Source organism: Romboutsia timonensis (genome assembly GCF_900106845.1).
GTDB classification, from domain to species: domain Bacteria; phylum Bacillota; class Clostridia; order Peptostreptococcales; family Peptostreptococcaceae; genus Romboutsia; species Romboutsia timonensis.
Genome location: NZ_LT629849.1, coordinates 1 through 23,892, shown reverse-complemented (window position 1 = coordinate 23,892; position 23,892 = coordinate 1). Strand labels below are relative to the sequence as shown.

The window sequence follows — 23,892 nt, the reverse complement described above, 5'->3', positions numbered from 1 at the left end:
TTATTAATCCTCTCCAAGTATTTTGACTTCTTCCTCTAAAGTTATTCCATATTTTGCTTTTACTGTACTTTTAACTATATACATTAAATCTAAAATATCCTTAGCTTTAGCATTCCCTAAATTTACAACAAATCCACAGTGCTTTTCAGAAACTTGTGCACCTCTTAGTGTAAGTCCTCTTAATCCACTATCATCTATTAATTTAGCTGCGAAATGACCTTCTGGTCTTTTAAATGTACTTCCTGCACTTGGTAAGCTTAAAGGTTGCTTTGTAACTCTTCTTTGAGTAAAATCAGCCATTGTTGCTTTTATTTCATCATAACTTCCATTTTCTAACTCTATCTGAGCAGATAATACTATATAATCTGTTCTTGAAAGTATACTTCTTCTATAAGAAAACTCCATTTGTTCATTTGTAAAGTCAAGTATATTTCCATCTGTATCCATAAGTCTGACAGACTTAACTATATCCTTCATTTCTCCGCCATAAGCACCTGCATTCATAGCTAATGCTCCTCCTAGAGTTCCTGGTATACCAGCCGCGAATTCAAATCCTTTTAGTTCAGCTCTTAATACAGATTTTCCTACAAACGAAAGTAATGCACCAGATTGTATATTTACTATATTTCCATCGATATTAAAATCATTGAAGTTATCTGATATTTCTATTACTACTCCTCTAACTCCACCATCTTTCACTAAAAGGTTAGATCCATTACCTATTACAATATAAGGTACATTTTCTTCTTTTAAAAGCTTTACAACTTTCGCTATTTGTTCTTCTGTTCTAGGTTTAACTAATATATCTGCCGGTCCACCTACTCTAAAAGAAATATGCTTTTTCATAGGCTCATCTAATTTTATATTTTCTTTATCTATTATATTTAACAAACATTCATATATATATTTCTTATTCATTAAATTTCCTCCATAATTAAAATATTTATTAATTTATCGCTTACATTTACACTATATTATTTTTATATAATTAATATAATAATGTATTAAAAAAAAAATAACAATATAAAAAGGTCTTAAAAGTATTAAAAAAGCGTTGATATTACTATATCAACGCACTATTTTCTATAATATATAATTTTACTTATTATGTGCCGCTTTCTCACTACTTTGGTTTCGTATAAATATTTTATTATACATATATGGAATTAAAATAGCACCACCTATCATATTACCTATTGTTACAACTATTAAATTAGTTATTAATTGTCCTATAGTTACATTAGCACCTAATAGCATACCCATTGGTATAAAAAACATATTTGCAACACTATGCTCAAATCCACATAGTACAAATAGCATTATCGGAAACCAACAAGCAAAAATTTTAGATATTATATCTTGTGCTGCTGTTGCCATCCATACGGCTAAAACAACTATCATGTTACACAATATACCCCTTATAAGAGCCTCTAAAATGGTAAGCGTTGATTTTGACTGTGCAATTGATATTACTTTATTTGATGCATCACCATTAAATGTACCTGCGTAGAAAATTGCTACTGCTAAAAGCGTTGAACCTATAAAGTTTGCAATATACACTAGTGACCAATTCCTAAAAAGTTCTCTTAATGTTATCTTTTTATTCATAACAGCTAATGTCATTAAGTTATTACCAGTAAATAGCTCAGCACCACATATAACTACTAACATAAGTCCTACAGGAAACACAGTAGCTCCAACTAATCTAGCTAAACCAGCATCTATATTAGATAGTGTTTGAGATGCTAATATATTTCCTGCTCCTCCTAAGCCTATAAAAATTCCTGCAAGTATACCCAACCATATACAACTAGCTGTATCTAGGCTAGCTTTTTTAATACTTGCATTTATAGTAGCATTTGCTACTTCTTCGGGTGTTAAGAATCTTTTGTCCATAAGTCTACCCCCTAATATTAATAAGCTTTCAAGAAAATTAATGCCTTTCATTTCAAATGTTTATACTCTATAGAATAATATTTTTATGTACACTTCATACATAAAAATATTATTCTATATAAGTTTTTGTCTTTTTTTGTTTAATGTATACAAAGTATATATTTTAGTGTATAATTGTTAATGCTGCTAAATTACTAGCTGCTATTATTTTTAAAATTATATGTCAATATTTTATATTTAATTAACAATTTTTTAAGGAGGAATTATAAATGGCAGATAAAAAAATGCTTATGCCTGCTGAAATAGCTGAGTATACTATTGAAGCTGGTGTAAAAAAAGCTACTACACCAAATAAAAAAGTTCTAGCATCTGCATTCTTAGCTGGTGCATATATAGCATTCGGTGCATTAGGATCAGTTGGTGCAGCTTACAACTTATTAGCAAATCCTGATACTTACGGTTTAGGTAAAATGGTTGCAGGTCTTATGTTCCCTGCAGGTCTTATGTTTGTACTAATAGCTGGTGCAGACTTATTTACAGGTAACATATTAATAACTCTTGCTGCTCTAAAGAAAAGAGTAACTTGGGGACAAGCTTTCAAAAACTGGGCTTTAGTTTGGATTGGTAACTTACTAGGAGGAGCTTTAGTAGCGTATCTTGTAAGTTTATCTGGCGTATTTGATTGGAGTAATGGTTTATATGGTGGAGTTATCGTTAAAACTTCTATGGGTAAACTTGGATTTACTTGGGTTGCTGCAATAGCTTCTGGTATATTATGTAACTGGATAGTTTGTGCTACTGTTTGGATGACTTACGGAGCTAAAGATGTAACTGGAAAAGTTTTAACTGGATTCTTTGGTATATTCTTATTCGTATGTACTGGATTTGAACACTGTGTTGCAAACATGGCATACTTATTCGCTGGATTATTTAGTAAAGCAAACCCTGCATATTTAGAAGCGGCTCACAAAACAGCTGCTGATGCTGCTGCTATAAACATACCTAATATATTTATGAATAACTTAATACCTGTTACTATAGGTAATATATTAGGTGGTGCAATATTTGTTGCAGGAATTTACTACTTCCTATTTGTTAATAAAAAAGAAAATTCTATCGCTGAAAAGAAAACAGCATAGTCTTTAGTAATATATTTTTTAAAAGAGGTTGTTCTATAAGTTTAGTTCAATCTCTTTATTTATATCGCATTAATATTTATACTATTATATACAAAATATATTTATATATTAAATAAAAGGAGGTTTTAATTATGCACAGCCTTATTAAAGAGTCTTGGTATGAAATATTAGTTACTACCATATATATAATCAACTTCTTAGCAATTATAAACTTAATTTTTAGAGAAAAAAGAAGTATTGAAGCTACTGTGGCATGGGTTCTTGTATTAACTACTGCTCCAGCTATAGGTTGTATTTTATATATAGCAGTCGGTAGAGGCATTTCTAAAAATAACATGTTCAAAATTAAAGAAGCTGAAGATAAGATTTTAAAGGAAAATATAATAGATACTCAAATTAAATTAGATCGTAATGATAATTTTGAACCAAATTTAATTGGGTATAAAGATATGATATATGCTTTAGCTAATTCAAATAATTCTCATTTTACAACTAATAATGATGTAGAAATTTTTCCTGAACCAAATGATTTCTTTGAGTCTTTATTAGAAGAATTAAAAAAAGCTAAACATCATATAAATATACAATTTTATATTTTTAAAGATGATGAAATAGGAAATAAAATAATAGATATTTTAATAGATAAAGCTCAAAATGGTGTTGAAGTAAGACTATTATATGATGCTGTAGGTAGCAGATTATTCAGTGATAAATCTATCCACAAACTAAAAAAATCTGGAGTAAAAGTTGGTGCGTTTTTCCCTTCTTTTATGAAAGTTATAAACTTTAATCTTAACTACAGAAATCATAGAAAGATAGTTGTAATAGATGGTAAGGTTGGATTTATAGGTGGAAATAATATTGGAGATGAGTATCTAGGTAAAGATCCTAAATTCGGATATTGGAGAGATACTCACTTAAAAATTACTGGTGATTCTGTTAAAGATCTTAATATAAGATTTATACTAGATTGGAGATATACGACTAAAGAAGACTTAGTTTTAGATAAATACTTTGGAAATGAAACTCTAAGGCTATCTAATTCTAAAGCATGTAAAGATATCGGTATTCAAATAGTTTCTAGTGGTCCTGATAGTACTGAATTAGATGAGATTAAGTACGGTTATATAAAAATGATACAAAAAGCAAAAAAATATATTTATATACAAACACCTTACTTTATCTTAGATAAAACCCTTACAGACACATTGAAAATAGCTTGTTTCTCAGGTGTGGATGTAAGAATAATGATTCCGTCTAAACCTGACCATCCTTTTGTTTATTGGGCATCTTCTTCATATGCAGGTGAACTACTTAAGTATGGTGCTAAACTTTACAATTATGACCACAATGCTTTTCTACATGCTAAGACTATAGTAGTTGATGACTGTGTATGCTCTATAGGAACTGCAAATATGGATATTAGAAGTTTTGAACTTAACTTTGAAATAAATGCTTTTATGTATTCTTCAGAAGTTGCAAAAAAACAAAGAGCTATATTTGAAAATGATATTTTAAAATCTAAAGAAATAACATTAGATATGTATAATTCTAGATCTCGTTATATGAGACTCAAAGAGTCTATATCTAGATTACTTTCTCCTATATTGTAAAATCAATAATAAAGGGTTTACTTTTAAAGCATTATTATTTTTAAGTTCTCCCTTTATTACTATTTATTTTTATATTAGTTTTTTTGAATTTCCATATTCAACTTTTTATATACTATAATATATTTAATCAAAAATGGTTCCTCGAACACAACAATAAACATCCCCACTTTATCATAGAACATTTCTTATTTTTTTCATATTTTTAGTCTTAAATTTTTATGCATTCATAAAATTTTAATATGCTTTTATTTTACTAAATAGTTATTAAAATTAATTCTAAAATTAAAAGGAGGATTTGTATGTGCGATTTCTACTTACGTAACAAAAAATTATTCGAACAACTAGATACTTTTATTGATTCGCTGGAAACTAAAGATGGTTCTTTAATTCAAGTACTACATCATGCACAAGGTATATTTGGATATCTTCCTAAAGAAGTTCAACTATATATATCTGAAAAATTAAATATTGCTCCTGCTAAAGTTTATGGTGTTGTGAGCTTTTATTCTTATTTTACTACTGAACCCAGAGGAAAATATAAAATAAGCGTATGCTTAGGTACAGTTTGCTTCGTTAAAGGATCAGATAAAATATTATCTGAGTTCGAAAAACAACTTGGAATAAAAGCTGGGCAGACTTCTAAGGACCTTTTATTCTCATTAGATGGATTAAGGTGTGTTGGAGCATGTGGCCTTGCACCTGTTGTCGTTGTAAATGGTAAAGTATATGGTCAGTTTAAGCTAGATCAAGTTGGTGAACTTTTAGATTATTATAAATCCTTAGAAAATACTACTGTATAAGTTTAAATCTTTATTAAATATTTAGGTTACTAAGGGGGATAAATCATGAGTAAAATAAAGTCATTTAATGAATTAAAAGATTTTGCTGATAAGTTAAAACCTATTCTTTATATGAGAGAAAATCATACTAAAGAAAATCCTGAAAAAAGAGAAATTTTAGTTTGTGGTGGTACTGGATGCACTTCTTCAGATAGTATACAAATTATTGAAAATTTAAGAAATGAAATAAAAAAAGCAGACCTTGAAGGTAGTGTTGAGGTTCTTTTAACAGGATGCTTTGGATTTTGTGCAAAAGGACCAATAGTTAAAGTTTATCCAGATGATATATTTTATACACAGGTAAAACCTGAAGATGCTAGTGAAATTGTGCAAAGCCACTTAATAAATCATAAAGTTGTAGAAAGATTACTATTCGAAGAACCTACTCTAGATCATAAAAAGGTAGAAAAACATAATGATATGTCATTCTATAAAAAGCAATCTCGTGTTGCCCTTAGATATTGTGGTCATATAAATCCAGAAAATATTTTTGAATATATAGGATGTAACGGATATATAGCTTTAGGTAAATGTATATCTGAGTTATCTCCTATTGAAGTTGTAGAAGAAATAAAAGCATCTGGACTTAGAGGAAGAGGTGGTGCGGGTTTTCCTACAGGTATAAAGTTGGAGTCTGCATCTCAAACTCCTCCAGGTCAAAAATATGTTGTATGCAATGCTGATGAAGGTGACCCTGGTGCATTTATGGATAGATCTATACTTGAGGGTAATCCTCATAGTGTGCTAGAAGCAATGGCTATATGTGGTTATGCTATAGGATCCGACACTGGGTATATATATATAAGAGCTGAATATCCCCTTGCTATAAAAAGATTAAAAATTGCAATTTCTCAAGCTGAAGATGCTGGATTATTAGGTAACAATATACTTGGGTCTAACTTTAATTTTAAAATAGAGCTAAAATATGGTGCTGGAGCTTTCGTATGTGGAGAAGAGACTGCTCTTATAAATTCTATAGAAGGTAAACGCGGTGAACCTAGAATGAAAACATATATTCCTTCAAAGCGTGGTCTATGGAATTCTCCAACTTGCTTGAACAATGTTGAAACATTTGCTAATATACCTGCAATAATAAATAACGGCGCTAGTTGGTTTAGAAAATACGGTACTGAGGACTCACCTGGAACTAAAGTATTTGCTCTTGGTGGCAAAATAAATAATACTGGTCTTGTAGAGGTTCCAATGGGAACTACTTTAAGAGAAATAATTTATGAAATAGGTGGAGGTATACCTAATGGACGTAAGTTTAAAGCAGTTCAAACTGGCGGCCCATCCGGTGGGTGTATCACATCTAATAATTTAGATACTCCTATAGATTTTAAATCATTAAGTTCAATAGGGTCTATGATGGGCTCAGGTGGTATGCTTGTTCTTGATTATTCTGATTGTATGGTTGATATCTGTAAGTTCTTTCTTGAATTCACTGTAGATGAATCTTGTGGTAAATGTACCCCTTGCCGTATAGGAAATAAGCGTTTACTAGAACTACTTACTAAGATAACTGATGGAAAAGCTACTTTAAAAGATTTAGATAATTTAAAAGAACTTGCTACAACTATAAAAAACACTTCTCTATGCGGTCTTGGAAAATGCGCTCCTAATCCAATTTTAAGTACACTTAATAACTTCTATGATGAATATCTTTCTCATGTTGTAGATAAGAAATGTCCAGCAGGTAAATGCCAATCTTTATTAAACTATATTATAACAGATGCTTGTAAGGGTTGTACAAAATGTGCTAGAGTATGCCCTGCTAAATGTATAACAGGAAAACCTAAGGAAAAACATGAAATAGATACTAAAAAATGCTTAAAATGTGGTACTTGTATGAGTAATTGTAAATTTAATGCAATTATCAAGGTATAATTCATTTTAGGAGGTATATTAATGAATTTAGTTAATTTAACTATAAATAATAAATCTGTATCTGTACCTAAAGGATCTACTATACTAGATGCAGCCAAAAAATTAAATATAAAAATTCCTACCCTTTGTCATCTTAATATGAGTGAAGTAAATATTGTTAACCAATGTTCATCTTGTCGTGTATGTATGGTTAGCGTTGGTAAAGGATTAGTTCCAGCTTGTGGAACTCTGGCAAAAGAAGGTATGAATGTTCAAACTAATACTAAGGATGCTATAAATGCACGTAAACGTGTTGTTGAATTATTGTTATCAGACCATCCTCAGGATTGTTTAATTTGCGATAAAAACGGTAATTGTGAATTACAATCTATTGCTGCTAATTTAGGAATTAGAGAAATTAGATTTAAAGGAGAGCAATCATTTGCTAAAACAGACACTTCTACTAAATCAATCATAAAAAATTATGATAAATGTATACTTTGTAGAAGATGTGAAACAATGTGCAATGATATCCAAACTGTAGGTGCTTTATCTGGAGTTAATAGAGGTTTTAACACTAAAGTTGGTACTTTCTTTAATACTAATTTATGTGATACAGAGTGCACATTCTGTGGTCAATGTATTTCAGTATGCCCTACTGGTGCCTTAACCGAAGTAAATAATATACCACTTGTATGGGATGCCCTACATCAAAATGAGAAAACTGTAATTGTTCAAGTTGCTCCTTCTGTTAGGGTTGCAATAGGCGAAGAATTTGGATTAGAAGCAGGTACTATATCTACAGGCAAGATGGTCGCTGCATTAAAGTCTTTAGGATTTAAATATGTGTTTGATACAAACTTTGGTGCAGACCTTACAATAATGGAAGAGGCTGCTGAATTTATAAACAGATTCAAGGAAAATAAAAACCTACCGTTATTAACAAGCTGTTGTCCTGCATGGATTAACTTCATTGAAAAGAAGTATCCTGAACATCTAAACCTTACTTCTACATGTAAATCACCTCAAGGAATGTTCGGTGCCATAGCTAAAAATTATCTCGCTCCAAAAGTTTTAAATATAGAGCCTAAAAATATGTATGTTGTTTCAGTAATGCCTTGCGTTGCTAAAAAATATGAATGTTCAAGAAATGAATTAGGTCAAGATAATATTCCAGATGTAGATATATCTATAACTACTAGAGAATTAGCTAAGATGATTAAAGAAGCTGGCATAGATTTAGCTAATTTAGATGAAGAACCTTTTGATATCCCTCTTGGAGAATCCACAGGTGCAGCTGATATATTCGGTACTACTGGTGGTGTTTTAGAAGCAGCTCTTCGTACTGCATATGAATGGATAACTAATAAAGAATTAAAAGATGTAAATTTTTCTTCCATAAGAGGATTTGAAGGAATAAAAGAAGCTAGTATTGATGTTGATGGTACTATAGTTAACGTTTGTGTAGTTAGTACATTAGGAAATGCTAGAAAGATTATGGATGAAGTAATTTCAGGTAAATCTAAATATCATATTATAGAGGTAATGGCTTGTCCTGGTGGATGCGTAGCTGGTGGAGGGCAACCATATCATCATGGCGACTATGATATTATTAAAAAACGTGCTCAAGGTCTTTATAATATAGATGAAATCAAAAAACTTCGTAAATCTCATGAAAATCCATCTATAATTACTTTATATAATGAGTTCTTAGATAAACCATGTAGCAACATTGCTCACAAATACCTTCATACTCATTATTTTAATAAGAGTAAAATTTATAAAAACGAAGAAAGTTTAACTACTAATGAATAATTAATATCTTTATATATTATTTTATAACTATAATATATAAATTAATATAAAAGCCTCTAAATTGATAATTCAATTTTAGAGGCTTTATTTATTCCATATATAATTCAGTATTTAACTGATAATTGTCTCAAGTAGAGCGAGTTTTAAGCAAGGATATATCCTTGGCGATATGCGCAAAACAACTTTTATTTATTATCTATTAACTGAGATAACTTTTTAGTAAATTCATGTGCAGAATCATAGCCCATTCCTCTTTGTCTATAATTCATAGCTGCAACCTCTAAAACCATTGCTGTATTTCTACCTGGCTTTACAGGTACCACAAGCTTTTCTGTACTTACTCCTAATATTTGCTCATATTCTTTGTCTAATCCTAGTCTATCATAATATTTATTTTCATCCCAACCTTCTAGATGGATTACCAAATCTATCATTTTAGATGTTTTAGTAGCTCCTACTCCATATAAGCTTTTAACATCTATTATACCCAGACCTCTTATTTCCATAAAGTGTCTTAGTACTTCTGGAGCTTGTCCTACTAAAAGACTATCATCTAATTTTTTAATTTCTACAGCATCATCAGCTACAAGTCTATGACCTCTTTGGATTAGCTCTAAAGCAGTCTCAGATTTACCTATACTACTCTCACCTTTTATAAGAACTCCTATCCCATATATATCAACTAATACTCCATGTATCGTTGTACGTGGAGCTAACTTATCATCTAAGTAATTTGATAATCTATTTATAAGTCTTGTTGTATTTCTCTTTGTACTTACGACGATTCTATCATATTTCTTTGCAAATTCTATAACATCAGGTTTTACTTCTAAATCTCTCGATACAATAAGAACAGGAATTTCATGAGAAAAGAATTTATCTAAAACATCTCTTCTAGTTGCATCGTCTATATATCCAAAATAATTGTACTCTGTCTTACCTACTATTTGTATTCTCTCATATGCAAAATCTTCAAAATACCCAGCAAATTGTAGCCCTGGTCTATTTATATCTTGTGAATATACATAGTAATCTTTATTTTTTGGCATATGTACTATTTTTAAATCTAGATCTTTTACTATATCCCTTATTGATACTTTTTCAACTGATTCCATAATTTACTTTAACATCCCTTTCTAAAATAATTATATACACTTTCACTAGATGTCTTATTCATACCTTCTACTTCTAATAACTCTTCAAAGGTTGCTTTTTTTATAGCTTCTATATCCTTAAAATGATTTAATAGTGCCTTTTTTCTTTTTTCCCCTATACCTTGTATATCATCTAATTCAGATTTTGTCAAAGATTTGTTCCTAAGGCTTCTATGATAAGATATAGCATAGTTATGTACTTCTTCTTGAATACTTGCGACAAATCTATACAAATTAGAAGTTCTATCTAGCTCTATCTCCTTTTCCTGGGAAATAAGTCCCTTTGTTCTATGTTTATCGTCTTTATACATTCCCCATAGAGGTATTTCTACATTATACTTATTTAAAACCTTTTTTACAGCACTAACCTGACCTTTTCCTCCATCTAATAACATTAAATCTGGGAAATCACCATATTTTAATCTTCTTTCAACTATCTCAGCCATAGAATCATAATCATTAGGACCTATGACAGTTTTGATTTTATACCTTCTATACTCCTTTTTATCTTTTTTACCATTTGTAAATACAACCATAGATCCAATAGAGTCTACCCCTTGAATATTTGATATATCAAATGATTCTATCCTTTTTGGTATATTATCTAGATTTAATATTTGCTTTAACTCTTCTAATGCACCTATACTCTTTTCATATTTTCTTTTATTCATATCAGAAAATTTCTCCAGGTATTCTATTGCATTTTTTCTTACCAATTCAATTAAACTTTTCTTTTCTCCTTTTTGAGGTACTCTTATAGTTACCTTTTGACCTTTTTTAGATGATAGCCATTCTGATAATATAAAGCTATCTTCTATTTCATCCTCTATTATTATTTCCTTAGGTACATATTCTTGTTCCATATAAAATTGCTTAACAAATGATCCTAATATTGATTCTCTTGTGCTATCCATAACTCCTTCTAGTATAAAATGTTCTCTTCCTACTATTTTTCCATTTCTTACAAAGAAAACTTGAACACAAGCTTCATCATGTGCTCTTGCCATTGCAATAACATCTTGATTTAAGTCTGATGTAGATGTATCTATTTTTTGTTTTTCCATCATATCTTCTAAACTCTTTATCTTATCCCTATATATTGCAGCTTCTTCAAAATTAAAGTCCATCGCACATTTATTCATTTTTTCTTTTAATATATCAATTAACTTTTCTTCTTTTCCAGATAGAAATAGTATTATTTCTTCTATCATTTTATTATACTCTTCTTTAGTAACATTACCTGTACATGGCCCTACACATCTTTTTATATGTAAATTTAAACAAGGTCTCATATTAGTTTTTATAGCTCTTTCTATGTCTATGTTACAAGTTCTTATTGGATATATATTTTTTATTATATCTAATGTATCATTAACTGCCGTGGTATTAGTATATGGACCAAAATATTTAGCTTTATCTTTTATAACTTTTCTAACTTTTAATACTCTTGGGAAATCTTCGTTAGTAGTAACTTTTATATATGGGTAAGTTTTATCATCTCGTAGTAAAACATTATATTTAGGCTTATATTTTTTTATTAAGTTACATTCTAATATCAATGCTTCTAATTCTGAGTCTGTAATTATATATTCAAATTTATCAATATTTTTTACCATAGATTTTACTTTAGATGAATGATTTTTTGAAGATTGAAAGTATTGTCTAACTCTATTTTTTAGTATTTTTGCTTTCCCTACATATATTATATTATCAAATTTATCTTTCATTAGATAAACACCAGGCTCTGCTGGTAGTTGTTTTAAGTGTTCCTGTATGTCAAACAATTATTTTACCTCCAATATTATAGTTATATCTTAATTATACCCATAATTATCTATAATTTATAAAATATAATTTTACAAAGCTAAAAAAGAGATACTTCAAATATAATTATTGTATTTGAAGTATCTCTTTTATCTAGTTATTATTTATTATTTCCACCATTTACTTGTAACATGAATACACTTGCTACTTCTCTAGTTTTTAATTCTTTACTATCTTTATATTTATCAACATAATCAGAACTTAATATAGCTCTATCTATTTGACCAGCTTCATATAAGCTAACTTCTGCACCTGTATCTTTAACAACTTTAGTATTTATTTTATTTAATTTAACATTAGCTGCATCCCAATAGTTAGGGTTCTTTTCCATTGTAAATTGATCTTCCATCTTCCAACTAGTTAAAGTGAATGGTCCATTATATAATTGCTTATCTGCAGCTGAACCATATGCATCTCCACAAGATTCAACAAACGCTTGGTTTTGTGTGAAGAATACTTGGAATGACACTAATTCTGCGAAATATGCAACTGGTCTATTTAATTTAACTTCTAAAGTATAGTCATCTAAAGCCTTAACTCCTACTCCATCAACACCATTAGCTTCTATTTCTTTTGTACTAGATCCAGCTATATCAGCCATTATATATGAATATTCTGATGCTGTTTCTGGAGTTAAAGTTCTCTTCCAAGAATACTCAAAGTCATGTGCTGTTACAGGTGTTCCATTTGACCAAGTTGAGTTCTTTCTTAATTTGAAAGTCCAAGTTAATCCATCTTCTGAAGTTTCCCAACTTTCAGCTACCCCAGGTTGAACTTTTCCCTCTGCATCTACTCTAGTTAAACCTTCCATAGTTGTATTAGCTGTTTGAAAAGATTGTTGATCTGTTGCTTTACTTAAATCTAAAGTTGGTATATCTGATGATGTTGCCAAGTTTAGTACTTTATCATCCTTATCTACATCCGCATAAGTGTATGTATAATCAGCACCCCAAGAGTTATTTACTATTCCTGATACATAATCTTTTTCTAAGTATGCAGATGCCTTTTGATATATAGGTGCTAAATATCCATCTTCAAGCATTAACTTTTCTGCTTCTGCATATTTAGCATAACCTTCTGTTATTGGAAGCTTCATAGCTTCTTCTATTAATTTATTATATTCTTCACTGTTATATCCAACTTGGTTAGAAAATTGATTTCCAGTTTGCATTGTTGATAGATATGTTAATGGATCTGGATAATCTGCTCCCCATCCAGAGAATGCCAAATCAAATTCCCCATTAGTTTCCCTTTCTAATTTTTGTTTAAATGGTAAATTAGAAACTTTTACAGTTAAGCCTTCTAAGTCACTTAATTCTGACTGTATATATTCTCCTGTCCTCTTACCTGTATCATGATCAAATGTTAATAATTCCATTTCAACAGTATCAAACCCTACTTCTTCTTTAGCCTTTTCCCAAAGTTCTTTAGCTTGTTCTTCATTATACTCATAACCCATACCTTCAGTTAAATCTGTATAATCTTTTCCGTTGTCAAATGCTAACCCCTTTGGTGTAAATGTAGATGTTGGTATTGAACCATTATTTAATATAACATCACAATAAGCTTGCTTATCTATTATCATAGATATAGCCGCTCTTGCATTTTTATTGGCAAGTACTTTTGCTGCAGTTGCAGTTCCTCCACCATTACTTCCTCCATTTGAGTTCTCCCCTGAACTACTACATCCAGCAAGTAAACTTGTGCTTAATAATGCAACTGTTGCCATTACTGTTAATTTTCTTCTTAAAAACATAACAAAACTCCCCCCTCTTAATCGATTTTATATTTCTAAAATATTTATTTAAAATTAATTATATAACACTACTTCAAAAAAATTATTTGTTTTTTTAAATTTTCTGAATTTTTTCTCACATATAAAAAATTTTTATTAAATTATTTATTTTTTATTGAAAATACTAATATATACTATTACAATAATTTAATAAACTCGTTTTAAAGGGGGAAAGAAAATTGAAGAATTTTTCACTGCTACTTGCAATTGATTTACTAATTAGTTTTTTTTATGATATAATATCAAAAAATTCTAATAATTTCGCATTCATAAATTGTGCTTTTATTATAGGAATGTTCTATTTTCTAGCAGGTTCCTTATGTTATGTGTGGGAAAAAGGTTTTTTTAATATAACTTTGTTTTCATTTAAGAAAATAAATAATGAAATACAAAAAAGAAAGGGTTTATTAACAGACGACGACAATGTTACTTTGAAGGATTACGTATATAGAAAAAATAAATTTTTCTTAACTAGTAACTTGTTAAGCTGTGGTGGGTTTATATCAAGTTTGTGTATTATGATAAGTTTTTTATACATATAAATAAATTAAAAAAGGGGGGGATAGCGTGTTTCGCTATATAATGAAACGTATTGGTTATATGTTTATAACTTTATTTATTGTCATCTCAGTAGTATTCTTTTTAGTTAGACTTCTTCCAGGTACGCCATTTAATGAAGAAAAATTAAATGCAGAGCAAATCGCTCAACTTCAAGCTCAATATGGATTAGATGATCCAGTTCCTGTTCAATATGTAAGATATTTAACTGGAGTATTTCAAGGTAAATTAGGTATTTCATTTAAACAAGCAGGTCAAACTGTCGAAGGTATTATAAAACTTCGTATAGGACCATCTGCTATGCTTGGAACTCAAGCTTTAGTACTAGGTTCTGTAGTTGGGCTTATATTGGGCATAGTCGCCGCGCTTAATAGAAATTCAATTTGGGACTATTTATGTACTATATTATGTGTACTAGGTGTATCAGTTCCATCATTCGTAGTTGCTGCAACATTACAGTTATACTTAGGAGCTAAATTTCGTCTTTTCCCAATAACATGGGGTGTTCCATTAGGTTCTGATTTCAGATATATATGGACAATCTTACCATCAATAGCATTATCATTCTTTACAATTGCAAATGTTGCTCGTTTTACTAGAACTGAGTTAGTTGAAGTTTTAAATTCAGAATACATAATTACAGCTAAGGCAAAAGGTTTATCTAAATCTACAGTAATATTAAAGCATGCTCTTAGAAATGCTTTAATACCTGTTATAACAGTTTTAGGTCCATTAGCTGCAGGTCTTCTTACAGGTTCGCTAGTTGTAGAAAAAGTTTTTGCCGTTCCTGGTATAGGTGATTTATTGGTTAACGCAATAAATACTAATGACTTATTTATAATTTCAGGTGTAGCTATAATCTATAGTGCATTCTATATAACAGTTATATTGATTGTAGATGTACTTTATGGAGTTATAGACCCTAGAATACGTTTAGCAGGAGGTAATTAAGATGATTGATAAAGTTATGATTGATGGTCAGCAAGTTGAATTAACTAAAGATATGTTTGAAATGGCTCCTGCAAATTTTGGAGATAATGAAGCTATATCTAGACCAAGTTTAACTTTCTGGCAAGATGCAAGAAAAAGATTATTTAAAAATCCTGGTGCTGTTACTGGATTAGTAATATTATGTTGTATTATTTTAATGGCAATATTTGCACCTATGTTTTCTAAATTTGATTATAAAACTCAAAATATAAGACATACAAAAGTTCCACCAAAAATGCCTATAGTCTCTTCTCTAGGTATTATGGATGGTAAAAATTCATATGGTGTTGATGTATATGAAGAAAAAGGAATTGAAGAAACTTATTTATTTGGTACTGATGCTCTAGGTCGTGATATATGGACTCGTACTTGGACTGGTGCAAGAGTTTCTTTATTTATAGCTTTACTTGCTGCTGTATTTGATCTTCTAATAGGGGTTACATATGGTGGTGTATCTGCTTACTATGGCGGTAGAGTCGATATTATCATGCAGCGTATTATAGAAATAATTTCAGGTGTACCAAGCCTTGTTGTTGTTACACTGTTTATAATGGTGTTTGAGCCTGGTATCATGTCTATATCTATGGCTATGGCAGTATCTGGCTGGACTGGAATGGCTAGAATTGTACGTTCTCATGTATTAAGACTTAAAAATCAAGAATTCGTTTTAGCTTCAAAAACTTTAGGTTCTTCTGATGTTAGACTTATACTAAAGCATCTTTTCCCTAATATTATTGGAAACATAGTTGTTGCAATAATGTTCTCATTACCTAGCGCAATATTCTATGAAGCATTCTTAAGTTTTATAGGTTTAGGTCTTCAACCACCTTATGCATCTCTTGGTGTTCTTATAAATGAAGGATTCCAGGCATTACAAAACTATCCATATATGATGTTTATACCATCTATTGTAGTTTGTTTATTAATATTCAGCTTAAACTTACTAGCAGATGGTCTAAGAGATGCTGTTGACCCTAAAATGCGTAATCAATAATAAGTAAGGGGGAGAGTTTATTGGAAAAATTACTAGAAGTAAAAAATTTATGTGTTAATTTTGGTACTTACGGTGGAGAAGTTAAAGCTGTAAGAGGAGTTACATTCGATTTACATAAAGGAGAAACATTAGCTATAGTTGGTGAATCAGGTTCTGGTAAATCTGTTGCTTGTAAAACTATAATGAGAATCCTTTCATCAAACGGCTATATAAAAGACGGTCAAATTTTATTTGACGGTAAAGATTTAACTAAAATAAGCGAAAAAGACATGGAAAAAGTTAGAGGTAAAGATATTGCAATGATATTTCAAGATCCTATGACTTCTCTAAATCCTACTATGACTATAGGTAAACAAATAATGGAACCTATTATAAAGCATCAAGGATTTAGTAAAGAAGATGCTAGAAAAAGAGCAATAGAGCTTATTGAATTAGTTGGAATATCTGATGCAGAAAAAAGATTTAAGCAATATCCTCATCAATTTTCTGGTGGTATGAGACAACGTATTGTAATAGCTATATCTTTAGCTTGTAATCCTAAAGTTCTAATTGCTGATGAGCCGACTACTGCTCTTGATGTTACAATACAAGCTCAAATATTAGAGCTTATAAAAGATTTGCAAGAAAAAACTGGTGTAGCAGTTATATTCATAACTCATGACCTTGGAGTCGTTGCTAATATGGCAGATAGAGTTGCAGTTATGTATGCTGGAAAAATCATAGAATACGGAACTTCTGATGATATATTCTATGACCCTAAACATCCTTATACTTGGGGACTTTTAGGCTCAATGCCTACATTAGATATCGGAGATAATGATTTATATAATATACCTGGAACCCCTCCAGACTTAATGGATCCTCCTAAAGGAGATGCATTTGCACTTCGTAGTGCATATGCAATGAAAATAGACCATTTAGCCGAGCCTCCTATGTTTAAAGTTAGTGATACTCACTATGCTGCTACATGGCTTTTACATCCATTAGCTCCAAATATTGAAAGACCTGTAAATGTAGGAAGAAAGAAGGTGAATATAAATGAGTAGAAAAATTTTATTAGAGGTTAAAAATTTAAAACAATACTTCCCTTTAAGAAGAAAAAGTGTTGTAAAAGCAGTAGATGATGTATCTTTTCATATATATGAAGGTGAAACATTTGGATTAGTTGGTGAATCAGGTTCAGGTAAATCTACTACTGGAAGAACTATAATCCGTTTATATGACCCAACTGGTGGAGAGGTTATATTTGATGATAAAGTAATATCTGATAAAAAGCTTCCTAAAGATGATAAAATATATGTTAATAAACATATGCAAATGATATTCCAAGACCCAATGGCATGTTTAAATCCACGTATGACTGTTATGGATATAATAGCTGAAGGTTTAGATATACATGGTCTATGTAAAAGTAAAGAAGAAAGAACTCAAAGAGTCTATGAGTTATTAAGAACTGTTGGGCTTAATGAACAACATGCTAATAGATATCCACATGAATTCTCTGGAGGTCAAAGACAACGTATTGGTATTGCACGTGCATTAGCTGTTGAGCCAAAGTTTATAATTGCCGATGAGCCGATTTCAGCGCTTGATGTTTCTATACAAGCTCAAGTTGTTAATCTTCTTAGAAAACTACAAAAAGAAAATGGTCTTACATACTTATTTATAGCACATGACCTTTCAATGGTTAAATATATAAGCGATAGAATAGGTGTTATGCATAAAGGTAAATTAGTTGAGTTAGCATCTTCAGATGATTTATATGAAAATCCACTTCATCCTTATACTAAATCACTTTTATCAGCTATACCTCTTCCTGACCCTGATTATGAGAAAACTAGAGAACGTATAAAGTATGACCCTAGCATTCACGACTATTCTACTGAAAGTCCTGAATGGGTTGAAATAAGACCTGGCCACTTTATATATGGCTCTAAATCAGAATTAGCTAATTATGAAAAAGAGTTAAGTGCTAAAGAATCAAATGCTTAATGTATATAAATAAAAAGCCATATCTAATTAGTAGATATGGCTTTTTGAATTTATTCAAAATATTTCTTTAAGAACTTTCCTGTATAAGAACCTTCAACCTTAGAAACTTCTTCTGGAGTTCCAGTAGCAACAATCTTACCACCTTTATCTCCACCCTCTGGACCTAAATCAATTATATAGTCACAAGTCTTTATTACATCTAAGTTATGTTCTATAACTACTATACTATTTCCTGTATCAGCTAATTTTTGAAGAACTTGAATTAACTTATCTACATCAGCCATATGAAGACCTGTAGTTGGTTCATCTAGTATATATAAAGTCTTTCCTGTTGGTCTTTTACTAAGCTCTGTAGCTAGCTTTATTCTTTGAGCTTCTCCACCAGATAATTGAGTTGATGGTTGTCCTAACTTAATATATGAAAGTCCAACATCCATTAATGTTTCTAATTTTCTCTTTATATTAGGTATATTTTCAAAGAACTTAAGAGCTTCTTCTACATTCATATCTAATACATCAGCTATAGTCTTATCTTTATATTTAACTTGTAAAGTTTCTCTATTATATCTTTCTCCTTTACATACCTCGCAAGGTACATAAACATCTGGCAAGAAGTGCATTTCTATTTTTATTATACCATCACCTTTACAAGCTTCACATCTACCACCTTTTATATTAAAGCTAAATCTACCTTTTTGATATCCTCTAGCTTTTGCTTCATTAGTTGATGCAAATAAATCCCTTATCATATCAAATACACCAGTATAAGTCGCTGGATTTGAACGAGGAGTTCTTCCTATTGGACTTTGGTCAATATTAATTATTTTATCTATATTCTCGATTCCTTTTATTTCTTTATGCTTTCCTGGTCTATCTCTAAGCTTATTTATTTTACTTGCTATCCCTTTATATAATATATCATTTATTAATGTACTTTTTCCTGAACCTGATACTCCAGTTATACAAGTAAATTTACCTAGAGGGAATTTTACATTTATATTTTTTAGGTTATTTTCATTAGCTTTAACTATTTCTATAAAGTTTCCATTTCCTTCTCTAGTTATCTCTGGTATTTGTATTTCTTTTTTACCACTTAAATACTGACCTGTTATAGAATTTGGATTATCTAGTATTTCCTCTAAAGTTCCTTGAGCAACTATTTGTCCTCCATGAACTCCCGCACCTGGCCCAATATCAACTATATAATCACATTCTCTCATTGTATCTTCATCATGTTCTACAACTATAAGAGTATTCCCAATATCAGTTAAATGTCTTAATGTTTTTATAAGCCTGTCATTATCTCTTTGATGAAGACCTATACTCGGCTCATCAAGTACATATAAAACTCCAACAAGAGCCGAACCAATTTGAGTAGCAAGTCTTATACGCTGTGCTTCTCCTCCTGATAATGTTCCAGCCTTTCTTGATAAGTTTAAGTAATCTAAACCAACATCTCTTAGGAAAATTGCTCTTCCTCTTATTTCTTTTAATATTTCATGTGCTATAAACTTTTGCTTTTCACTTAAGTTTATATTTTCTATATATTCTACAAGCTCGTTAACAGAGAAATCTGTAACCTCCATTATATTTTTTCCATCTACTAAAACTGATAATACTTCTTTTTTAAGCCTTGCTCCCTTACACTTTGGACATGGAGTTTCAGCCATATATTCTTCAATTTTATCTCTAGAGTATTCTGAGTTTGTCTCTCTATATCTTCTTTCTAGATTTGGTATAACACCTTCAAAATAAGCTTGATATTCTCTTCTACCACCATATTTTGATTCATATATAAATTGCACCATAACATTATTAGTTCCATAAAGTAACTCATGTACAAATTCTTCAGGTAAATCCTTTACTGGAGTTTCTATTGATACACCAAAATGATTTGCTAAACTTTGAACCATTTTACTATAATATGTATCATCATTTACTCCTACTGAACCCCATGCTGCTATTGCACCTTGTTTTATAGATAGGTCTTTGTTTGGTATTACTAAATCAGGATCAACCTCTTTACTTTCACCAAGTCCATTACAAGTCTCACAAGCTCCAAATGGGGCATTGAACGAGAACATTCTTGGAGATAATTCTTCTATTCCTACTCCATGCTCTGGACATGCAAATTTAGTTGAATAAAGTATTTCTTCTCCATCTATTATTTGAGCTATAACAAGCCCATCAGATAATTTTACTGCAGTTTCTATAGAATCTGTAAGTCTAGACTCTATACCATCTTTTATTACTATTCTATCTACAACAACTTCTATATTATGCTTTTTGTTTTTACTTAAATCTATCTCATCAGTAACTTCGTAATTTTCTCCATTTACTCTTATTCTGACGAAGCCCTCTTTTTTAATATTTTCAATTAGTTTTTTATGAGTACCTTTTTGTCCTCTAACTACTGGCGATAATATTTGTAACTTCGTTCTTTCAGGAAACTCCATCATCTTGTCTACGATTTCTTGTATAGTCATTTGACTTATTTTAGCTCCACATACAGAACAGTGTACTTCTCCTACTCTAGCAAATAGTAGCCTTAAGTAATCATAAATCTCTGTAACAGTCCCCACCGTTGAACGTGGATTTTTAGATGTAGTTTTTTGGTCTATAGATATAGCTGGAGATAATCCTTCTATATATTCCACATTAGGTTTCTCCATTTGTCCTAAAAATTGTCTAGCATATGCAGATAGACTTTCTACATATCTTCTTTGTCCTTCTGCATATATAGTATCAAATGCTAATGATGACTTACCAGAACCTGATAATCCGGTAAATACTATAAATTTATTTCTTGGAAGTTCTAAGTCTACGTTTTTTAGGTTATGCTCTTTTGCACCTTTTATTATGATTTTATCTTCCATTTAACCATTTATCCTTTCCTCTAGTTGTTTTATTTTATCTCTAAGCTCTGCTGCTCTCTCAAATTGTAGATTTTGTGCAGCTTCCATCATTTCAGCTTGCAGTGCAGCTATATTTTCTTTAATTTCTTCTACATTATCTGTCTCTTTAATTCCATAAATAGTTTCTTCATCCGCTACTACAGTAGCTTCTATAGCATCTCTTACTTTTTTCTTGATAGTTGTAGGTGTTATATTATGCTCTTCATTATATAACATTTGTATTTCTCTTCTTCTCTTTGTCTCCGCTATAGCACTTTCCATCGATCTAGTTATCTTATCTGCATACATTATAACCTTACCTTCTGAGTTTCTTGCTGCTCTACCTATTGTTTGTATTAAAGATGTCTCAGAACGTAAAAATCCTTCTTTATCTGCATCAAGTATTGCAACTAATGAAACCTCTGGTATGTCTAGACCTTCTCTAAGTAAGTTTATACCAACTAGTACATCAAACTTTCCAAGTCTTAAATCTCTTATTATTTCTACTCTTTCTAAAGTATCTATATCTGAATGTAAATACTTAACCTTAATTCCTATTTCTTTTAAATAGTTAGTTAAGTCTTCACTCATCTTTTTAGTAAGAGTAGTTATTAAAACTCTTTCATCTTTTTCTATTACCTTATTTATCTCAACTACTAAATCATCTATTTGATTATTTATAGGTCTAACCTCAACAATAGGATCAAGTAGCCCTGTTGGTCTTATTATTTGCTCTGCTATAGTCGTTGAATGCTCTAATTCATAAGATCCTGGTGTAGCTGTTACAAATAGTATTTGATTAATATTCTCTTCAAATTCATCAAAGTTTAATGGTCTATTATCATAAGCAGAAGGCAATCTAAATCCATTATCTATAAGTGATGTTTTTCTTGATCTATCTCCTGCATACATACCTCTAACTTGAGGAACCGTTACATGTGATTCATCTACTATTATTAAATAATCATTTGGGAAAAAATCCATTAATGTATATGGCTTTTCTCCTGGTTTTCTTCCTGTTATATGTCTTGAGTAGTTTTCTATACCTTGACAGAAGCCTATTTCTTTAAGCATTTCTATATCATATTTAGTTCTTTGCTCTATTCTTTGAGCTTCTAATAATTTATCATCATCTTTAAATGATTTTACTCTCTCCTCTAGCTCTTTTTCTATTTCAATAACAGCTTTTTCAACTCTCTCTGGCGTTGTTACATAATGAGATGCAGGGAAAATAACAACATGATTTCTAGTCCCTACAATTTTTCCCGTTACATAATCTATCTCAGTTATTCTATCTATTTCATCACCAAAAAATTCAATTCTTATAGCTCTTTCATCATTACTAGCTGGAAATATCTCTAATATATCTCCTCTTACTCTGAAAGTACCACGTGTAAAGTTTATATCATTTCTTTCATATTGTATTTCTATTAATTTCTTTATAATATCATCTCTATCTCTTTCCATTCCTGGTCTTAATGATAACATAAGCTTTCTATAATCCTCTGGATCCCCTAAGCCGTATATACAAGACACAGATGATATTATTATTACATCATCTCTTTCTAGTATTGCTGCAGTTGCTGAATGACGTAGTTTATCAATTTCATCATTTATGCTTGCATCTTTTTCTATATATGTATCACTATGAGCAACATATGCTTCTGGTTGATAATAATCATAGTAACTTACAAAATATTCAACTGCATTATTTGGAAAGAATTCCTTAAACTCACTATAAAGTTGAGCTGCTAAGGTTTTGTTATGAGCAAGTATTAAAGTTGGCATTTTTACCTCTTGTATTATATTTGCCATTGTAAATGTTTTTCCTGATCCTGTAACACCTAATAATGTTGAATATTTTTCATTATTATTTATAGCACTTACTATAGATTTTATAGCTTCTGGCTGATCTCCCGTAGGTTTAAAATCTGACTTTAATTCAAAATCCAAATATATCACTCCTTCATCCGAACACTATTCCAATAAATGTAATTATATCATAAAATATATTCTACTTATATTATCCTCAATATTTTTTAATTCTTTATCTATATAAATGTTTTTACATATTTTACCCAATATAAGTTACTTTGAACCTTATTATATTTTTTTATTAATAATATAAATTTGAACATAAAATTAAAGACCTCTATTTTATAGAGGTCTTTTAAATGGGGGAGATTGAGTAATTTATTATTAAGTTTTACAATATAATTATTTCCAATCCCCTGAATTATATACATTAATTTAAAAAAATTCTCTTCACTTAAAGCTGGTATAAATGAATTATTTTGTTTTGTTAATTGTATATCCTTATTACCACTACGGGTACATGGATTGCTCAAAACAGTTATAAAATTACAAGTTATACACATACAATATTATAAGATAAAATAAAAAAAGATTACGTGGCTACGTGCTACTCTCCCAGGCGGTCGCCCACCAAGTACCATTGCCGCTAAAGAGCTTAACTTCTGTGTTCGGTATGGGAACAGGTGTATCCTCTTTGCTATAATAACC

At 30.3% G+C, this 23,892-nt stretch carries 17 protein-coding genes and 1 rRNA gene; 10 read left to right on the top strand and 8 right to left on the bottom strand.

All coding sequences use genetic code 11. From position 1 onward, the window contains the following. Positions 1 to 3: 3 nt before the first annotated feature. Together murB and BN7997_RS01315 are read right to left on the bottom strand one after the other, a co-directional pair. Positions 4 to 918, bottom strand: coding sequence for a UDP-N-acetylmuramate dehydrogenase (gene murB, locus BN7997_RS01320; RefSeq protein ID WP_071119088.1), 915 nt, complete (start codon positions 916 to 918; stop codon positions 4 to 6). 180 nt (positions 919 to 1,098) lie between these two features. Further along, on the bottom strand, positions 1,099 to 1,896 hold the full coding sequence (locus BN7997_RS01315) for a formate/nitrite transporter family protein (RefSeq protein WP_071119087.1): 798 nt from the start codon (positions 1,894 to 1,896) through the stop codon (positions 1,099 to 1,101). 269 nt (positions 1,897 to 2,165) lie between these two features. Here BN7997_RS01315 and BN7997_RS01310 point away from each other — a divergent pair, with 269 nt between their 5' ends. The 5 genes from BN7997_RS01310 to BN7997_RS01290 all read left to right on the top strand — a co-directional run bounded on the left by BN7997_RS01310 (position 2,166) and on the right by BN7997_RS01290 (position 9,168). After that, on the top strand, positions 2,166 to 3,035 hold the full coding sequence (locus BN7997_RS01310) for a formate/nitrite transporter family protein (protein ID WP_071119086.1): 870 nt from the start codon (positions 2,166 to 2,168) through the stop codon (positions 3,033 to 3,035). A gap of 131 nt (positions 3,036 to 3,166) precedes the next feature. Beyond that, complete coding sequence (gene cls / locus BN7997_RS01305) at positions 3,167 to 4,648, top strand: cardiolipin synthase (protein WP_071119085.1); 1,482 nt, start codon at positions 3,167 to 3,169, stop codon at positions 4,646 to 4,648. 299 nt (positions 4,649 to 4,947) lie between these two features. Next, entirely contained in the window at positions 4,948 to 5,448 is a 501-nt protein-coding gene (locus tag BN7997_RS01300; RefSeq protein ID WP_071119084.1) for an NADH-quinone oxidoreductase subunit NuoE family protein, read from the top strand. A gap of 45 nt (positions 5,449 to 5,493) precedes the next feature. After that, on the top strand, positions 5,494 to 7,374 hold the full coding sequence (locus BN7997_RS01295; protein WP_071119083.1) for an NADH-quinone oxidoreductase subunit NuoF: 1,881 nt from the start codon (positions 5,494 to 5,496) through the stop codon (positions 7,372 to 7,374). A gap of 21 nt (positions 7,375 to 7,395) precedes the next feature. Next, positions 7,396 to 9,168: an NADH-dependent [FeFe] hydrogenase, group A6 gene (locus BN7997_RS01290; protein ID WP_071119082.1), complete on the top strand. Its 1,773-nt coding sequence runs from the start codon at positions 7,396 to 7,398 to the stop codon at positions 9,166 to 9,168. 185 nt (positions 9,169 to 9,353) lie between these two features. Here BN7997_RS01290 and hprK read toward each other — a convergent pair whose 3' ends face one another. The 3 genes from hprK to BN7997_RS01275 form a co-directional block, all read right to left on the bottom strand. Further along, a complete protein-coding gene (gene hprK, locus BN7997_RS01285) occupies positions 9,354 to 10,283 on the bottom strand; it encodes an HPr(Ser) kinase/phosphatase (RefSeq protein ID WP_071119081.1) in 930 nt (309 codons plus the stop codon). Positions 10,284 to 10,291: 8 nt separating this feature from the next. Further along, a complete protein-coding gene (gene uvrC / locus BN7997_RS01280; RefSeq protein WP_071119080.1) occupies positions 10,292 to 12,106 on the bottom strand; it encodes an excinuclease ABC subunit UvrC in 1,815 nt (604 codons plus the stop codon). Positions 12,107 to 12,246: 140 nt separating this feature from the next. Further along, positions 12,247 to 13,902 carry an ABC transporter substrate-binding protein gene (locus BN7997_RS01275; RefSeq protein ID WP_071119079.1) on the bottom strand — a complete coding sequence of 552 codons (1,656 nt, stop codon included), beginning with the start codon at positions 13,900 to 13,902 and terminating at the stop codon, positions 12,247 to 12,249. 218 nt (positions 13,903 to 14,120) lie between these two features. Between BN7997_RS01275 and BN7997_RS16390 the strand changes: the two genes are divergently transcribed. The 5 genes from BN7997_RS16390 to BN7997_RS01250 are packed head-to-tail and all read left to right on the top strand — an operon-like array spanning position 14,121 to position 18,475. After that, the gene (locus tag BN7997_RS16390) at positions 14,121 to 14,483 is read left to right on the top strand and encodes a DUF3899 domain-containing protein (RefSeq protein WP_071119078.1); all 363 of its coding nucleotides are present in this window, start codon (positions 14,121 to 14,123) and stop codon (positions 14,481 to 14,483) included. A 25-nt stretch (positions 14,484 to 14,508) separates the two neighbouring features. Then, positions 14,509 to 15,450: an ABC transporter permease gene (locus tag BN7997_RS01265; protein ID WP_071119077.1), complete on the top strand. Its 942-nt coding sequence runs from the start codon at positions 14,509 to 14,511 to the stop codon at positions 15,448 to 15,450. Position 15,451: 1 nt separating this feature from the next. After that, a complete protein-coding gene (opp3C, locus tag BN7997_RS01260) occupies positions 15,452 to 16,483 on the top strand; it encodes an oligopeptide ABC transporter permease (protein ID WP_242873367.1) in 1,032 nt (343 codons plus the stop codon). A gap of 20 nt (positions 16,484 to 16,503) precedes the next feature. Beyond that, positions 16,504 to 17,529, top strand: a complete 1,026-nt coding sequence (locus BN7997_RS01255) for an ABC transporter ATP-binding protein (RefSeq protein WP_071119076.1) — start codon at positions 16,504 to 16,506, stop codon at positions 17,527 to 17,529. Then, positions 17,522 to 18,475 (top strand): ABC transporter ATP-binding protein, encoded by a 954-nt coding sequence (locus tag BN7997_RS01250; protein WP_071119075.1) that lies wholly within the window; start codon positions 17,522 to 17,524, stop codon positions 18,473 to 18,475. The genes BN7997_RS01255 and BN7997_RS01250 overlap by 8 nt, the downstream gene beginning before the upstream one ends. A gap of 50 nt (positions 18,476 to 18,525) precedes the next feature. Here BN7997_RS01250 and uvrA read toward each other — a convergent pair whose 3' ends face one another. From uvrA to rrf, 3 genes are all read right to left on the bottom strand, one after another. Further along, positions 18,526 to 21,351 carry an excinuclease ABC subunit UvrA gene (gene uvrA, locus BN7997_RS01245; RefSeq protein WP_071119074.1) on the bottom strand — a complete coding sequence of 942 codons (2,826 nt, stop codon included), beginning with the start codon at positions 21,349 to 21,351 and terminating at the stop codon, positions 18,526 to 18,528. Beyond that, on the bottom strand, positions 21,352 to 23,322 hold the full coding sequence (uvrB, locus tag BN7997_RS01240; RefSeq protein WP_071119073.1) for an excinuclease ABC subunit UvrB: 1,971 nt from the start codon (positions 23,320 to 23,322) through the stop codon (positions 21,352 to 21,354). It abuts the gene before it with no gap. Positions 23,323 to 23,778: 456 nt separating this feature from the next. Continuing rightward, positions 23,779 to 23,892, bottom strand: a 5S ribosomal RNA gene (gene rrf, locus BN7997_RS01230); the annotation flags it as partial.

What these genes read in the sequence shown, in the direction of transcription:
- BN7997_RS01250 (WP_071119075.1), top strand. Translation starts at nt 17,522, where the DNA reads ATGAGTAGAAAAATTTTATTAGAGGTTAAAAATTTAAAACAATACTTC.
- opp3C (WP_242873367.1), top strand. Translation starts at nt 15,452, where the DNA reads ATGATTGATAAAGTTATGATTGATGGTCAGCAAGTTGAATTAACTAAA.
- uvrA (WP_071119074.1), bottom strand. Translation starts at nt 21,351, where the DNA reads ATGGAAGATAAAATCATAATAAAAGGTGCAAAAGAGCATAACCTAAAA.
- BN7997_RS01290 (WP_071119082.1), top strand. Translation starts at nt 7,396, where the DNA reads ATGAATTTAGTTAATTTAACTATAAATAATAAATCTGTATCTGTACCT.
- BN7997_RS01295 (WP_071119083.1), top strand. Translation starts at nt 5,494, where the DNA reads ATGAGTAAAATAAAGTCATTTAATGAATTAAAAGATTTTGCTGATAAG.
- murB (WP_071119088.1), bottom strand. Translation starts at nt 918, where the DNA reads ATGAATAAGAAATATATATATGAATGTTTGTTAAATATAATAGATAAA.
- cls (WP_071119085.1), top strand. Translation starts at nt 3,167, where the DNA reads ATGCACAGCCTTATTAAAGAGTCTTGGTATGAAATATTAGTTACTACC.
- BN7997_RS01300 (WP_071119084.1), top strand. Translation starts at nt 4,948, where the DNA reads ATGTGCGATTTCTACTTACGTAACAAAAAATTATTCGAACAACTAGAT.
- hprK (WP_071119081.1), bottom strand. Translation starts at nt 10,283, where the DNA reads ATGGAATCAGTTGAAAAAGTATCAATAAGGGATATAGTAAAAGATCTA.
- BN7997_RS01315 (WP_071119087.1), bottom strand. Translation starts at nt 1,896, where the DNA reads ATGGACAAAAGATTCTTAACACCCGAAGAAGTAGCAAATGCTACTATA.
- BN7997_RS01275 (WP_071119079.1), bottom strand. Translation starts at nt 13,902, where the DNA reads ATGTTTTTAAGAAGAAAATTAACAGTAATGGCAACAGTTGCATTATTA.
- BN7997_RS01310 (WP_071119086.1), top strand. Translation starts at nt 2,166, where the DNA reads ATGGCAGATAAAAAAATGCTTATGCCTGCTGAAATAGCTGAGTATACT.